Raw genomic sequence first — 15263 nt, forward strand, 5'->3', positions numbered from 1 at the left:
GAAGGCGTCTCCTTTAAATGAGTTAGAGTGTTAAAGCATACGTTAAAATGGCATTGGCCACACCGTCGTTGGCATTGCTGTCGGTAACGGCGTCGGCTGCGGCTTGGACCGTGGCGTCGGCGTTGCCCATGGCGACCCCGAGACCGGCCGCCCGCAACATGGGCAGGTCGTTGGGACCATCACCGATGGCCATGACGTCGCTATCATCGATGTGCAGCTGTTGGGCCAGTTCCTGTAAGGCGTTGGCCTTGCTGACATGGCGGTTGAGCACCTCGATGAAATGTTCATCGGTGTGTACTACGTAGAATTGCTGACGCAGGGCCGGTGGAATCGTGGCGTCAAATTGCGTGACCAAGTCCGTTTCGTCAATGAAGACGAACGTCAACAACGCCTCGTCTTGCGGAATTTCCGTTGCTGGTAAGTACTTGATCGGCAGGTTGACCAGGTGGCTTTCCCGAATGGAATAAGCACTGGCGGGCCGGTTAGGTGTGTAAATGGCCTGCGGCGTGATCATGTGATAGTGAATCGGCGTCTGGTCTGCCAGGTCAACCAGACGTTGGGTATCGTTTAGGCTCAGCGAGTGCGTGATCAATGCCTGACCGTTGGTGGTTTGGACCGCCGCACCGTTGTGGGCGATCACGTACTGGTCGTCGCCAATGAGGTCCAGCATTTCCAGGTAAGGCCGCACGCCGGCTAAGGGACGACCACTGCAGAGCACGACCTTGATGCCGGATGCGGTGGCTGCCTTGATGGCGTCAATGGTCGACAGAGCCAATTTATTATTGGGGGTCAGTAAGGTACCGTCAATATCGATTGCAATTAGTTTCACCGTCATGGTTAGGACTCCTTGGGTTGAACCAGTTGGTTGTTTTGAATGTAGGCGCCGAATTGGTCATAGATTGGCTGGAATAATTCGGGCGCGTCGTTGCCAGGATTGAGCATTTCCTTGGGGAAGAAGAACCGTTGATCCCCGGAGAATTTTCCCCGCATGGCGTTGACCAGATCGGACACGGTCGACAATTCCAATAGGCTGCCGTCGGGTTCTTGCAGCTCAATTTGCGTCAACGGGTAGGTGACTTTCGGGTCGTAGGCATCGTCATAGGGCAAGTCATAGCTGTTGTCCGTGGCGGTGTAGTAATCCGTGTTGAAGCCGACTGACTGAATCATGTCGCGTAGTTTAGGCAGTAAGGATTCGGTCGCCGCGGTAAATTCGGCGCTCTTGAGTGGCTTGCGGTCTAAGAACCGGTGCGCCAAGTCGGCGAGAATATCGTCGGGAGAATCGCGCCAGTGAATGAAGTAAGTGGTCAGCACGCCGTCATCGAGATTGAGGTAGTCGTTTAAGTCGAATTGATGATTGAAGAACGGCAACAGCAGGTGGGGGATGAAACTCTCATCGGTTTGGTGTGCCTGGTAAAGCTCGTTGGCACGGCCCAACAGGCGATCTAAGATGACCTCCATGGAACGGGAGACTGGATGGAAGTAGACCTGTTGGTACATTTGGAAGCGGCTGATGATATAGTCTTCGACCGCGTGCATCCCGTTCATGGCAAAGGCAATCCCACCGGTGTAAGGCCGCATGACCCGCAGAATCCGCGTGAGGTCAAAGGTCCCGTATTCGGTACCCGTGAAGTAAGCATCGCGTAACAGGTAGTCCATCCGATCGGCGTCGATTTGACTGGAAATCATTTGGACGACTTGCGGGTTCGGGTAGGTCTTTTGAATCACGCTGGCCACCTCAGCGGGGAAGGTCGGGCTAACGCGCCGTAGCACTTGGTTGACTTCCGTTTCCGGGGAGGTCAAGATCTCCGCGGTAATGGCCTCGTGGTCGGTGTGGAAGATGTGTTCAAAGGTGTGCGAGTAGGGACCGTGGCCGATATCGTGTAGAAGCGCCGCACACAGGGCAGTTAGGCGTTCCCGGTCGTCCCAGCCGCCATCCCCAGGTGTTTGCGACGGATAGTTGCGTTGAAAATTGTCACAGATCTGGCGGGCAATTTCGTAGACTCCCAGCGAATGGGTGAAGCGTGAATGCTCTGCGCCGTGGAAAATCAGCGAGGCCGTCCCAAGTTGTTTGATGCGCCGGAGCCGTTGAAATTCCCGGGTATTGATCAGGTCAAGAATGATTTGATGTTGAACATAAATATAATTGTGGACCGGATCACGGAAGACTTTCTCCCGCGGCAGTCGTTGTTGGGCATAGGTCACACTGATTCCTCCTTTAAGGTTCTTTGGTTAATCGCGGTTGTCGCCGAGCCATTTGCGCGGTGGCGTGGTCCAGGTTTGCTTGAAACTTGGGGGTCGCCATCAAGGTGGCCAGTTTCTCGTGGCCCACATGCAGACCAGCGCTGGTAGCGGCAGTCACGAAACGTTGTTGCACATCCGCCACCGTTAAGTCCTGGTGAAGGAGGTCGGCAGTGGTCGTCATGACGTTGGGGTCAACGTCCGGGAAGCCCCATTTGTTCTCGGCCGTCCCAAGCCCCGCTTGGTAAAAGTCACGAATCATTTCTCCCCGGGCCGGCTGGTCGCCGTTCACGCCGAGGTACAACATGGTGACCAGCGCATGGGGACTGCGCCGTTGCGCAATGCCGGCGATTTTCTTTCCCGCCACGCTGAGATCATAATCACCGGGACAATAGGACCGGGTGATCTCATAGTGTTCAAGGGCCAATTCCGGCCACGCGGCATCGACTAGCGTCGTCATCTGCGCGTAGGCGGCTTCGACACTGATCGGTGGTGTGGTGAGCGGCGCAAACAAAGAAACGTTCAACACGCCGGCATCACTGACGACGGCCAGACCACCAGAATTACGCAGGACATAATCATAGCCGTGCCGGGAAACAGCCTTAACAGCCGCTGTCAGGTCCGGTAGGCGTTTATCCTTCAGACCCATGATGACGGTAGGCTGCATGGTCCAGAAGTGCAGTATGGGCTGCTGAAGGTCCACAACGAGGTCGAGGAGGGCGTTGGTGTAGCCAAAGGCTTGATTTTTCTGATCAGCCGGAATGGGCGTGGTCACAGTTTGAATAGAATCTGTGGGGAGGTTAAACGGAAACATGAAACCTACCTTCTTTCGTAAAGTTTCTTCAACCACTCATTATACTAGAAAACGCTTGCGCCGTCATGGTCTGGACCACAGTGTTAGCCGAAGAAAGATCGGCATTGTCAGGGCGGACAGTGACAATTGGTTCTGGCGTCTGAACGTTGGAGCACCCTGCCAGCGCTAACCAGACGAGAAGCGGGTCGTACCGGAAGTGACCAGCCCAGAAAAAAGAGGATAATTGGTAGGCTTTCCCCGGGAAATGAACTATAATTAACGCAGACAATTCGCGGAAAGGAAGTGTGCAAATGGATCGATTATCTACGGGGGTGCCCGTCATGATTCACTTGGAAACGCACATCAAGCAGGACCAAGACGTTTCGGATTACCGCTTGGATGTGGATGGCCAACTGGTTCAGATGGGTCGGACCCTGTACTTGCGGTATTTGGAACCGAATAAGGAAACGGGTGAACAGACGCCGGTCACCATGAAGTTTACGCCAGAAGGTGAAGTCCATCTGACCCGCAACGCTGAAGCCGAGTTACGGCTGCACTTCGTGAGTGGCAAACGCGTGACGGCCCGTTACAACACGCCGTATGGCATCATGCCCATCGAGACCGTGACCCCTTATTTAGAGACCAGCTTCAAGGAAAGACCGTTTAGTGGCAACGTTAAGATTGACTACCTACTCTATGCGAACGAAGATCTGGTCGGAAACTACAAGATTAGATTGCAATTTACCGCATAAACGAGTATCATATTTCGTAGACTGTGGAAAGGACGTGCACCAGTTTGGAATTAAAAGTCTTTGAGGGCCAGAACAAAAAGGAATTATCAATGATCGAAGTTGCTCACGCCATTTTATCGCAACATGGCGATGTGATGGCATTTGCTGACTTAGCAAACGCCGTCCAAGCCTATTTAGGCGATAGCGACGCAGAAGTTCGTGACCGGCTGTCCCAATTCTATACGGATTTAAATGTCGATGGTAGTTTCATTTCTCTGGGTGATAACCTTTGGGGACTGCGAACTTGGTATCCGTTTGAATCCATCGATGAAGCGACCGTTCACGCCGAGGAAGATGAAGATCAACCTAAGCGTAAGAAGCGTAAGAAGGTTAACGCCTTCTTGGCTGACACGACCGACGACGATGACGTGATCGATTACGATGACGACGATCCGGAAGATGATGACACCACCACGTATGCATCCGATGATGATGACGATGATACGACCGGTAACGGCGGCACCCCTGATCTGGGCAAGCTCCAGAACGGGTTAGGCATCGACGACGATGACGAAGAAGACGATTCGGAAGATATTCCGGATGGTATCGAAGACCAGCTTTCCCAAATGGAAGCCCCGGACGACGATGATGAGAATCTTGATTTCTCCGCCGACGACGATGAAGCTGACGATGATGATGAAGATGACGACGAAGAACAAAAATAAATTTTCGTTCTTCGCTTGACCTCCTGCCAAAAACCAGGTATTATGTTTTTTGGGCTCCTTGCTACTTGTAGCGAGGACAACTGGACGGTAAGCTCCCTATTCGCAATGGATAGGGAGCTTTTTTTATAATTTCCGACCCTAAATAATCTTACGAGGAGTTTGCACATGACCAAATATATTTTTGTGACTGGCGGCGTGGTTTCATCACTAGGTAAGGGGATTGTGGCCGCTTCCCTAGGGCGGTTGCTGAAGAACCGTGGCTTGAACGTGACCATTCAAAAATTCGATCCGTACATCAACGTGGATCCCGGTACGATGAACCCCTACCAACACGGGGAAGTCTTCGTCACCGACGATGGGACCGAAACAGATTTGGACTTAGGCCATTACGAACGGTTCATTGACAACAATTTGAACAAGTATTCCAACGTCACAACTGGTAAGATTTATTCAGAAGTATTGGAAAAAGAACGGCACGGGGATTACCTGGGTGCCACGGTACAAGTCATCCCACACATCACGGGGATGATCAAAGAAAAAATCATGCGGGCCGGTAAGACGCTGGGCGCAGACTTCGTGATCACCGAAATTGGTGGGACCGTGGGGGATATTGAATCCCAACCTTTCCTGGAAGCCATTCGGCAGATGAAGGCAGAAGTTGGCGATGAAAACGTGGTCTACATTCACACCACGTTGGTGCCAACGCTGCACGCGGCCCACGAAATGAAGACCAAGCCAACGCAACACTCTGTACGAGAACTGCGGAGCATTGGGATTCAGCCCAATATCCTGGTCGTTCGGACCGAAGCACCAATTACCGATGAGATGCGCAACAAGATTGCCCTGTTCTGTGACGTCAAGCCTAGCTCCGTCATCGAATCCATGGACGTCCCAACCATCTATTCGATTCCGCTGCGGTTACAAGACCAAGGCTTAGACCAAATCGTCTTGGATCACTTCCAAGTCAAGGCACCCAAGGCCGACATGACCAAGTGGGCTGCCATGGTCGATCACATGCAAAACCTGTCCCGGACCATCAAGATTGCGTTGGTTGGGAAGTACGTGGCCTTGCACGATGCCTACATTTCCGTGGACGAAGCCTTACAACACGCCGGGTACCCAGTCGACGCCAACATTGACCTGAAGATGATCGATGCCGAAAAGATTACGGACGCCAACGTGCAAGACATGTTGGGCGACGCAGATGGCATCATCGTGCCTGGTGGCTTCGGCGACCGAGGAATTGAAGGCATGATCACCGCCATCAAGTATGCGCGGGAAGAAGACGTGCCATTCCTGGGAATTTGCCTGGGGATGCAAGTGGCTAGCATCGAATTCGCCCGTGATATTCTGGGCTACAAGGATGCGAACTCCACTGAAATGGACCCTAGCACGACGCACAAGATCATTGATCTGATGGCTGACCAAGCCGACGTGCAAGAAATGGGTGGGACCCAACGGTTGGGCCTGTACCCTTGCAAGTTGAAGCCGGGTAGTGTGGCTGCGGCCGCTTACGACAACCAGCCAATGGTTGAGGAACGCCACCGTCACCGTTATGAATTTAACAACCAGTACCGTGAAGAAATGGCCGCTAAGGGCCTGGTCTTCTCCGGAACGTCACCTGATGACCACCTGGTTGAAGTGATCGAACTGCCAAAGAAGAAGTTCTTCGTTGCAGCGCAATACCACCCAGAATTCCTGTCACGGCCAGAACGGCCAGAAGGGTTATTCCGTGATTTCATCGCGGCGGCCAGCAAGGAAGTTCAAGATTAAGCTAAACTGATACGCGAAGGTAGTAGGGCGAACCTACTGCCTTTTTTTGTGGTTATTTTCAGGAAAAGTTGTGCGATTGTTTTCAATCGTTAAAATAACGAAATCCCTATTATACCGGGGATAGTAGAGATGATTTAATAACAATTTATTATGCTGTATTAAGAAACTTTTAATATAAACATGTTTGTGGACCTGAACCATTATTCATGGTATCCTGAAATGTAAAAATAGATTGATAATTAATATAAGTTAACTTATCAAACAACCGTGGGGAGGGCTGTGACGTGAAGAAGAGATGGTTATGGTTAGGTGGTTTAGCGGCGGTGTGGGGCTTGTGGACTGGCAGTGTCGTGAGCCAGGCCAGTGACACCGCAGCGCTTGATAGTCTGCCAACCAGTTTTGCCCTCGATGGCATTTTCAACACGACGAGCACGATTCCTAAGGTCACGAACAACGCGACGCTGGTTTCGAGCAATCACGGCCTCCAACTGACCTCTGGTGCTACCAACCAGAACGGGGCGGCCTGGTCGACCAGCGACAACAAGTTTGATCTCAGTAAGAACGGTCGTTTTTCGATGTGGATGTACTTCGGTAAGAATGGGGCCACCAACTCCGGCCAGGGGATGGCATTTGTGATGCAAAACGCTGCGACCACGGGGTTCACCACATTTCCGAGTGCCACTAAACCGGCTGGCCAAGCGCTGGGTGTCTGGGGGTCCGACTATGACAACACGGCTACGGATGCCCAGACGATTGCCGCTTCGGCTATTCAAAAGAGTTGGGCGTTGGAGTTCGATGAGCAGATCAACCAGAGTCGGACTGGCGGTGACAATGACGGCTTCGACTACAACTACATGTATGATGACCTGCAGCACGTGGGGTCCAATTACCCGGGGGATGCCACGACCTACAAGCGCAACGGGACACAGGGAAGTAGCGCGTACTACTTCTACTACATGAACCATAAGGGCGCGTTTGAAACGACCCTGTCCGACGGCGCCTGGCATCACGTCACGCTAGATTGGACAGCACCCACTGGGACCAGCGATATCGGGACCATGACCTACACGCTAGGCGATAAGAACCCAACCACGGGCGCCAGTCAGACACCAACGAATTCGAAGACGGTCGACGTGGATCTGACCAAGCTGGGCATCAATGCCACCGATACCACGAAGCAGGTCTATTGGGGCTTCACCGGGACGTCCACCACGAAGACCGCCAACAATATCGTGGCCTTCGAGCACATCCCCGGATTGGTCAATGCCACTTCGGCCGTGACGGTGACCGACAAGACGACTGGCGAGGATATCAGCGATGGCGGTTCAGTCAACGGCAACGATGCGCTGACCTACACGTACACGTTAAATTATGGCGGCGGTAATCAGAGCTGGCAAAACATCGCGACCAAGCTGACCAAACCCGCTGGCGTGAGCTTCTCATCTGGGACCATCACCTATGCGGATGGCAGTTCAGAATCTCTGAGTAGTTCGGAACTGTCGTCAAGCACCATCGCCCACACGCTGGGGAAGAATTTGTCGACAACTAATGCCAGCGCGACCATCACGTTGAACGGCCAAGCTAATGCTGTGACCAGCGATACGACCGTGGCCAGTGGCACTGACTACTTCAACGGGAGTAACGAAATCAATTCAGTGACCACGCCGAGCTACACCATTTACCCCGCGCGGCAGTGGGCATTGCTGGTGACATCTGGGTACACCATGACCACGCAACCTGGCCAGGATGTGAAAATCACCGGGGGTGTTGGCGTGGATAGCAGCGCGACCGAAGAGACCGTTGCCAACGACCACGTCACGGTGCACGCCAGTCTGGATAACGGCAACACGATTGATGACTTCACCCTCAATGGCAGTACCAGTGATCCCGATGCGGCGGGGGCCTTTAACCTGACGATTCCCGCAGATAAATTGGTGACGGGCACCAACAAATTGACCCTGTACACGACCGATGACCGCGGCAACAAGTCCAACGTCGCGGTCGTGACGATTACGGTGACGGGGACGCTAACGTTTGCGACCGTGAACCCGAAAAGTTCCTTCGTGACCACGCAGTTGCCGGGAACCGCGACGATGATCGGTCGAAATGCCGATTGGAACGTTTCCGTGCTGAACGGCATGGGCAAGGGGTCGACGTGGTCGGTGACAGCACAGGCGAGCGATTTCACCGATCCAGACACGAACGCCAAACTAGCGGGTGAGGCCGTTTGGGTCGACACGACGGGCAACACCCACTCGCTAGCGCAAGCACAGGTCGTTGCCAGCGGGACCAATACTGCGGCCAGTCAGACGACTGACATCGTGGACGACTGGAACAACGACTCAGGCGTCATGCTCCAGACCAACAGCGACGCGATGAGCGGCAGTTACCAAGGTAAGATCATCTGGACACTGAGCAATGCCGTTTCGTAGCGAGAAGAGTAATCAGACAAAAATTGTCGTATCAAAAAACAGGCACGGCCCAGCTGAGGGTCGTGCCTGTTTTACAGTTACAAGTGAGTTTCTGAAGCTTGAAAAACTAAGGCAATCATTAAATTCTGAGCGGTCCGCTGCTTTGCCACAGCTAGTGTCAGCGGCTACCAGTGTCTGTGCATTAACCCAAGGTCGCTGGTAAACGCAATTAATACTGTGGGGTAAAGCAATTGTCGATTAGCCATCACCCTTGTAGCCGAGAGTCCGCCAAATATGGGTTCAGCCGTGGGAGTTACCTTGCTAGCGGTCTTTGCTGGTTAGGTAACTGGCGGTTTTGAGACGCGATTTTCCGGCTCAAAGCCGAGGTGTCGAGACCGACCTTTGGCTCGACCCGTCCGCCCACCGCGTTCCGACCCATATTTGGCGGACGGTAGGCGGCCAGTTCAATCTATGTGGCTGTACAGCACTCATTTTACTTGATTGTCCTTCAACCTCAGGTGAATTTTATTCAGAACGCAAGGCGGTAGCCGCGTCCTTCTTCGCTGCCATCCGAGCTGGTACGTGACCACCCAGCATGGTCAGGACCGTACTGATGACAATCAGCACGATGCCGTGAACTGGGTTCAGGTGGGCGACGTTGCTGAGGTCCGTAATACTCTTCAGGACCACGTTGATTGGGAATGTCAGGAGCCAAGCAATGACGACCCCGAGCGCCCCGGAACCGACACCCAGAATAAAGGTTTCGGCATCAAAGACCCGGGTAATATCTTTCTTCCGGGCTCCTAAGGCCTTCAAGATTCCGATTTCCTTGGTCCGTTCCAGAACAGACGTGTAGGTGATGATGGCAATCATGATCATACTGGTGACCAGGGAGATCCCGGCAAAGGCAACCAGCACGTAGGTAATGGCGTCCATCAACCCACCGGTCAGGCTGGAGACGGTCCCCGCCATATCGGTGTAGATGACCTTGTCTGCCTTCTTCTTACCGTGGTTGTATTTATCCAGATACGTCAACACCTTATCCTTATTCTTGAAGGTGTTGGGGTAGATCAGGATGCTGGCAGGCGTGGTGGAGCCGCCGAGGTAGCTGACCAGGGACTTCTTGGTCGTGCTGTCCACGCTTTGACCCGTCATCACGTTATCATCGGCCTTCTTTTGGGCCTTAACGATGTCAGAATTTTTGTTCTTTTGAATGATGTTTTGCGTTAACTTATCGCTGTAAGCAATACCGGAGGCCAAGACATTTTCGGATGACTTAGACTTGACCTTGACGATACCGGCGACCTTTAACGTGGTGTTGTGTGTGTTGTTGTACAGGGAATTCGTGGCCTTGTTTGGCACGTAATTGCCAGTCGGTAAGCTTTGGTAGTAGTCGTTGTTGTTCACGACTTTAATGGTCGTGCCCACGATTTTGCCGTAGCTGAATTTCTGATTGTTCTTGACCGTGTATCCCAGGTTCTTCAACGCGTTGATGTTGGTGGAACCATCGCGGTCGACGATAAGAATCACGTCGTTGGCATTCTTAGGATAGCTCCCAGAGACCAGCTTGTAGTGTTTCTTTAGGAAATTAACCCCACCGTCATTGGCGCTTGGGTAAACGGAACCGCCCACCCCGGTCGATGCGGCCATGGCGGACTGCATGGCGCTAGAACTGCTGGAGCTATTGCTGTCGGCGTTAGAGAAGGATACCGTCTTGGTCTTGCCGTTGACCTGACGCAAGAGGTTCATCCCCGTGGAGTAGGTGTAGGTAACGTTCTTACTTAATTTTGGATCCAGATTTTTAACATAGTTTAAGTAAGATTTGGTAAGCTTGTTGGTATGAGTTGCCTTGTCCTGTTCGCTGATCTTGGCCGTGACCTGCTTTTTATTGTTGGCCTTCACCTTGTCATTGGACTGCGCACCGGTCGTACTGGTCGCCGTCTGGGCAATGGTGACGGGGAACTGCGCCAAGGTGTTGGCCTGCGTCTTGTTGATCTGCGTTTGAAAGCCGTTGGACAACGCTAAGACGACTGCAATGCCGATGATCCCGATACTGGAAGCAAAGGCGGTCAACGCGGTCCGGCCCTTCTTCGTCCGAATGTTGTTGAAGGACAGCTTCAGGGCGGTCCAGAAGGTCATCCGGGTCTTCTTCAGTTGAAATTGTTCGGCGTCGGCGTGTTCGTTGTAAGGGTTCGAGTCGTTTTGAATCTTCCCGTCAGCGAACTCGATAATCCGGTCGGCGTATTGCCGGGCCAGCTCAGGGTTATGGGTCACCATGATGACCAGTCGTTCGGCGGAAAGTTCCTTGATCAGCTGCATGATCTCATCGCTGGTCTCGGTATCTAGGGCGCCGGTCGGTTCGTCACACAACAGAATTTCAGGTTCGTTGGCGATAGCCCGGGCAATGGCGACCCGTTGCAGTTGGCCCCCAGATAACTGGTTGGGCTTCTTGTTGATGTGGTCGGTCAAGCCCACGCGGTCCAGGGCCTTGAGTGCCTTTTCCTTTTTCTCGGCGTTGCTGACGCCGCTCAGGGTCATGCCCATTTCCACGTTGTCGAGAATACTTAAATGGCTAATGATATTGTAACTTTGAAAGATGAAGCCCACTGAATTGTTCCGGTAGGCGTCCCAGTCGGCTTCAGAGAAGTCCTTGGTCGACTTGCCCTCAATGGCGAGGTCACCGGAGTCGTAAATGTCTAAGCCGCCGATGCCGTTCAGCATGGTCGTCTTCCCGGAACCACTGGGGCCCAGGATGGCAACGAATTCCTGTGAACGGAACGCAACGGAAACATCATCGAGTGCCTTGGTGACGGAATCACCGACGTGGTAATATTTCTTGATATGTTTGAGTTCCAGCATTTTAAAATAATCCTTCCGTTTTTTGATTTCGGCTGTTGTTGGCGGTGCTTTTCTGATAAAATGAACATTATTGCAACACCGTGTCTTATATCGTAAAAAAGATTCGGAATTTTGGCAACCGCCAATGTCAACAGAACTGTTGTGAACGCAACAATGTTGGTTGACCTGTTGCATCAATGGCCAGCGAACACTTTTGTGGGTTAACTTTACCATATCAGCGCGGCAACGGCACGTAATGTTGCTTGGCAACGCGGTCAATGAAAATGATAGGTAATAGGAGTGAAGTGTGATGGTTGGTGTGAAAAATAACCGGCGGGCCCAGTACACCCAACGCGTTATTCAGGAAACGGTGTTATCTTTACTGGAAAGTAAACCGATCAACGCCATATCGGTCACGGCCGTTTGTGCCCAGGCTGATGTGAACCGCACGACCTTTTACCGGTACTACACGGACATTTACGATTGCGTAGCCAGCATTGAAAAGACCTTTGTCAACGAGCTGCACCCATTTGAGAGTGGCACGCCGACCCAGGCCTTGGAGCGCCTATTGACGGCATTTTACCACGACAAGAAGCTCAGTAATCTGGTCTTTGTCGAGGGGAAAACCAAGTTGCTGGAGCGCATGCAAAAATTGATGCAGCAAAGCGACCCGGAGCCACCGTTGATCGATGATTACCAGGGGATGTACATTGGTGCGGGCCTGCAGAGCATCCTGAAGAAGTGGGTGAAAGACGGGATGCCCGAGACACCTCACCAACTAACACAGATTATTGTCGACACCATATTGGCCAGGAACTTAGATGACCTGCGAAAGCTCAGCCAATAAGTGACCCGGCACATGCCGTAAACTGATTTGATGAAATTGCAAATTATCAGCTCGAATATTACATTTTACTCGAAATACCGGGAAACAGTTGTCTTTTTGGCTGGGTTTATTTATCATGGTATCTGACTGTATGGAATTATAATGGAAGAAAATTAAGTGAGGAACACATCACAATGAAGAAAATGATTATTCACGGCGGCCGACCACTTTCTGGAGAAGTGACCATCGGCGGCGCTAAAAACAGCACAGTAGCTTTAATTCCGGCAGCGATTTTGGCTGACACGCCGGTCCGGTTCGACATGGTTCCGGATATCCTTGATGTGCACAACCTAATGTTAATTTTAAAATCAATGAACGTGCATTCCACATTTGAAGATGGGGTCTTGACCATTGATCCCACGGAAATCGTAGAGGCGCCACTGCCAAGTAAGGCCATCAAGAGCTTGCGGGCATCGTACTATTTTATGGGGTCCTTGTTGGGGCGGTTCCAACGGGCCACGCTGAGTTTTCCGGGCGGCGACAACATCGGGCCACGGCCCATCGACCAACACATCAAAGCGTTCAAGGCGCTGGGTGCATCCGTCGATGAGCACGAGGGCACGGTGCGGATCACGACAGGTCCCGAAGGCTTACACGGTGCGCGGATCTTCTTGGATATGGTCTCGGTGGGCGCAACGATCAACTCCATCCTCGCAGCGGTTAAGGCTGTGGGGACGACGGTGATTGAAAATGCGGCCAAGGAGCCTGAAATCATTGATATTGCGACTTTCCTGAACAACATGGGCGCACACGTCCGTGGCGCGGGGACCGATGTGATTCGGATCGAAGGCGTGCCAACGCTGCGGGCGATGAACACGCATACCATTATTCCCGATCGGATCGAAGCCGGGACTTATTTGTCCATGGCCGCAGCCGTAGGGGATGGCATCGTGGTTAAAAACGTGATTCCTGAACACTTGGAGGCCTTTACCGCCAAGATGATTGAAATGGGCGTGCAACTCGACATCAACGAGGATAGCATTTACGTGCCACGCTCGGAGAACTTGAAGCCGATTCAGATCAAGACGATGCCATTTCCAGGCTTCGCCACCGACCTGCAACAGCCATTAACGCCGCTGTTATTCAAGGCGGATGGCAGTAGCGTGGTTATTGACACCATTTATCCCAAGCGCATCAAACACATCGCGGAGTTACGCAAGATGGGCGCACACATTCGCTCCGAAGAGGGCACGATTGTGATCGACCCGAGTGACGACTTAATTGGTGGCCAAGTGCAAGCAGGCGAGATTCGTGCCGGCGCGTCTTTGGTTATCGCGGGCTTGATGGCCGAGGGTGATACGGAGATTAGCCAGGCGGACAATATTTTGCGTGGCTATGACCGCATCGTCGATAAATTAACGGCGCTAAACGCCGACGTGGAAATCGTTGACGACAGTTTGGTGGAAAATGGTCGCGATTAGCCATTGCTGCTTAGCGCGTTTCATGGTATAATTCAACGGTTGACGATAAAATCAATCTCTGGTTCAGTAAATGAATCAGGGCAAAAGGAGCGTATAACATTATGAAGCAAGGAATTCATCCAGATTACCGCGAAGTTGTGTTCCAAGACTCAAGTACTGGTTTCCAGTTCTTGTCTGGTTCAACGGCTACTTCTGACGAAACGGTTGAATGGGAAGATGGTAACACTTACCCATTGATCCGTGTCGAAGTTACTTCTGATTCCCACCCATTCTACACGGGTAAGCAAAAGTTTACTCAAGCCGATGGTGCTGTGGATCGTTTCAACAAGAAGTACGGTTTATCCAACGACTAATTATAAAATTTATGATTTGTCTTTACCGGTTCGCGGGATTTTCTCGTGGCCGGTTTTTTGTTGCCCGATAAAAGCCTAAAATGACAGCCTAACGCTCCGTGGTCTAGTCAGGGGGTGGTCGCTGGAGACGACCGTTTGGACCAACTGACGGCGGAATATCGGTCAGTCACGGTGGTATTTCGTTAAGTTTTTGACAGCAGCCGGTCTGAAAGCTTTGTTTTTGCTGGGAAATAGGGTAGAATGCAAAAGCGTAGAGACCGAATTATTTGGGGATTGGAGTAAGCAAAATGGCAGACAAAAAACAGCGACAACCGAAGCGTCGGTGGCGGTGGTTGTGGAGTACGGTGTTTGTCCTCCTGATCATCATTTCACTGGGGTTGATTTTTAATGAACAAATCAAGAATTGGCTGATTTCGTCTTATCAGCCGAAGATTTCCCGGAAAACAGTGCAAAAGAATGAAAAGAAGAAGGCGTCGTATGACTTCAGTAAGGTCAAGTCGTTGGACTTCTCAACGGTGGCCAATGCCCGCTGGAATTCGGCAGACATTCATGTGGTGGGGGAAATCCTGATGCCGCAGTCTAAGATTCATTTGCCGATTGCCAAGGGCGTCAGCAATGAGGTGTTGGCACTGACGGCGGGGACCATGCGCCCAGACCAGAAGATGGGCCAAGGCAACTATCCGTTGGCAGGCCACCATATGTCCTCACAGACGATCTTATTTAGTCCGTTGTACTGGAAGACGCGGGTCGGTCAGACCATCTACCTGACCAACGCCAAGCAGGTCTTCGTTTACAAGGTCAGTGTTCGGAAATTCATTCCGGCCACAGACGTGGGGGTCGTGGCGCAGACGAAGCAAAAGCTGGTCACACTGATCACTTGTGACGCGACTGGGGCCAACCGATTGATGATTCGTGGTAAATACGTGAAGCAAATGGCCTATAAGAATGCACCAACGTCCGTTCAAAAAGGCTTCCACAGTGGATTCAACAATAAATAAGCGTAAGAATCAGTATTTTTGGTAGCGTCAAGAATCTTGTGTAAACGAAATGCCTTCGTACATATAATATGTATCTAACTTAAATAAATGATGCTT

At 51.9% G+C, this 15263-nt stretch carries 12 protein-coding genes; 8 read left to right on the forward strand and 4 right to left on the reverse strand.

Going from position 1 to position 15263, the window contains the following annotated elements; all coding sequences use genetic code 11:
• Window positions 1-22: 22 nt before the first annotated feature.
• Genes NGM66_RS08720 through NGM66_RS08730 form a run of 3 tightly spaced genes read right to left on the reverse strand, consistent with a single transcriptional unit; the run spans window position 23 to window position 3052 of the window.
• Window positions 23-835 carry a Cof-type HAD-IIB family hydrolase gene (locus NGM66_RS08720; RefSeq protein WP_208910770.1) on the reverse strand — a complete coding sequence of 271 codons (813 nt, stop codon included), beginning with the start codon at window positions 833-835 and terminating at the stop codon, window positions 23-25.
• A gap of 2 nt (window positions 836-837) precedes the next feature.
• The gene (locus NGM66_RS08725) at window positions 838-2202 is read right to left on the reverse strand and encodes an HD domain-containing protein (protein ID WP_208910768.1); all 1365 of its coding nucleotides are present in this window, start codon (window positions 2200-2202) and stop codon (window positions 838-840) included.
• 13 nt (window positions 2203-2215) lie between these two features.
• A complete protein-coding gene (locus NGM66_RS08730; protein ID WP_208910766.1) occupies window positions 2216-3052 on the reverse strand; it encodes a lipoate--protein ligase family protein in 837 nt (278 codons plus the stop codon).
• 290 nt (window positions 3053-3342) lie between these two features.
• On the opposite strand from NGM66_RS08730, the gene NGM66_RS08735 reads away from it, so the two are divergent.
• From NGM66_RS08735 to NGM66_RS08750, 4 genes are all read left to right on the forward strand, one after another.
• Complete coding sequence (locus tag NGM66_RS08735) at window positions 3343-3783, forward strand: YwiB family protein (protein WP_125576288.1); 441 nt, start codon at window positions 3343-3345, stop codon at window positions 3781-3783.
• Window positions 3784-3827: 44 nt separating this feature from the next.
• The gene (gene rpoE / locus NGM66_RS08740) at window positions 3828-4487 is read left to right on the forward strand and encodes a DNA-directed RNA polymerase subunit delta (RefSeq protein ID WP_208910764.1); all 660 of its coding nucleotides are present in this window, start codon (window positions 3828-3830) and stop codon (window positions 4485-4487) included.
• 165 nt (window positions 4488-4652) lie between these two features.
• On the forward strand, window positions 4653-6260 hold the full coding sequence (gene pyrG / locus NGM66_RS08745) for a CTP synthase (protein WP_208910762.1): 1608 nt from the start codon (window positions 4653-4655) through the stop codon (window positions 6258-6260).
• A gap of 284 nt (window positions 6261-6544) precedes the next feature.
• A complete protein-coding gene (locus NGM66_RS08750) occupies window positions 6545-8692 on the forward strand; it encodes an L-type lectin family protein (protein ID WP_245155266.1) in 2148 nt (715 codons plus the stop codon).
• 504 nt (window positions 8693-9196) lie between these two features.
• On the opposite strand, the gene NGM66_RS08755 is transcribed toward NGM66_RS08750, so the two are convergent.
• Window positions 9197-11530 carry an ABC transporter ATP-binding protein/permease gene (locus NGM66_RS08755; RefSeq protein ID WP_208910759.1) on the reverse strand — a complete coding sequence of 778 codons (2334 nt, stop codon included), beginning with the start codon at window positions 11528-11530 and terminating at the stop codon, window positions 9197-9199.
• Window positions 11531-11819: 289 nt separating this feature from the next.
• On the opposite strand from NGM66_RS08755, the gene NGM66_RS08760 reads away from it, so the two are divergent.
• The 4 genes from NGM66_RS08760 (at window position 11820) to NGM66_RS08775 (ending at window position 15167) form a co-directional block, all read left to right on the forward strand.
• Window positions 11820-12356 (forward strand): TetR/AcrR family transcriptional regulator, encoded by a 537-nt coding sequence (locus NGM66_RS08760; RefSeq protein WP_208910757.1) that lies wholly within the window; start codon window positions 11820-11822, stop codon window positions 12354-12356.
• A gap of 173 nt (window positions 12357-12529) precedes the next feature.
• Window positions 12530-13816, forward strand: a complete 1287-nt coding sequence (murA, locus tag NGM66_RS08765; RefSeq protein WP_208910754.1) for a UDP-N-acetylglucosamine 1-carboxyvinyltransferase — start codon at window positions 12530-12532, stop codon at window positions 13814-13816.
• Window positions 13817-13917: 101 nt separating this feature from the next.
• Entirely contained in the window at window positions 13918-14169 is a 252-nt protein-coding gene (locus NGM66_RS08770; RefSeq protein ID WP_208910752.1) for a type B 50S ribosomal protein L31, read from the forward strand.
• 287 nt (window positions 14170-14456) lie between these two features.
• Window positions 14457-15167, forward strand: a complete 711-nt coding sequence (locus NGM66_RS08775) for a class A sortase (RefSeq protein ID WP_208910751.1) — start codon at window positions 14457-14459, stop codon at window positions 15165-15167.
• The last annotated feature ends 96 nt before the right edge of the window (window positions 15168-15263 follow it).

It is taken from the genome of Levilactobacillus yiduensis (assembly GCF_024718525.1).
GTDB classification, from domain to species: Bacteria; Bacillota; Bacilli; order Lactobacillales; family Lactobacillaceae; genus Levilactobacillus; species Levilactobacillus yiduensis.

Excerpts from the sequence above, each read along its gene's own strand:
- NGM66_RS08720 (WP_208910770.1), bottom strand. The coding sequence starts at position 835 with ATGACGGTGAAACTAATTGCAATCGATATTGACGGTACCTTACTGACC.
- NGM66_RS08730 (WP_208910766.1), bottom strand. The coding sequence starts at position 3,052 with ATGTTTCCGTTTAACCTCCCCACAGATTCTATTCAAACTGTGACCACG.
- NGM66_RS08735 (WP_125576288.1), top strand. The coding sequence starts at position 3,343 with ATGGATCGATTATCTACGGGGGTGCCCGTCATGATTCACTTGGAAACG.
- pyrG (WP_208910762.1), top strand. The coding sequence starts at position 4,653 with ATGACCAAATATATTTTTGTGACTGGCGGCGTGGTTTCATCACTAGGT.
- NGM66_RS08755 (WP_208910759.1), bottom strand. The coding sequence starts at position 11,530 with ATGCTGGAACTCAAACATATCAAGAAATATTACCACGTCGGTGATTCC.
- NGM66_RS08760 (WP_208910757.1), top strand. The coding sequence starts at position 11,820 with ATGGTTGGTGTGAAAAATAACCGGCGGGCCCAGTACACCCAACGCGTT.
- murA (WP_208910754.1), top strand. The coding sequence starts at position 12,530 with ATGAAGAAAATGATTATTCACGGCGGCCGACCACTTTCTGGAGAAGTG.
- NGM66_RS08770 (WP_208910752.1), top strand. The coding sequence starts at position 13,918 with ATGAAGCAAGGAATTCATCCAGATTACCGCGAAGTTGTGTTCCAAGAC.
- NGM66_RS08775 (WP_208910751.1), top strand. The coding sequence starts at position 14,457 with ATGGCAGACAAAAAACAGCGACAACCGAAGCGTCGGTGGCGGTGGTTG.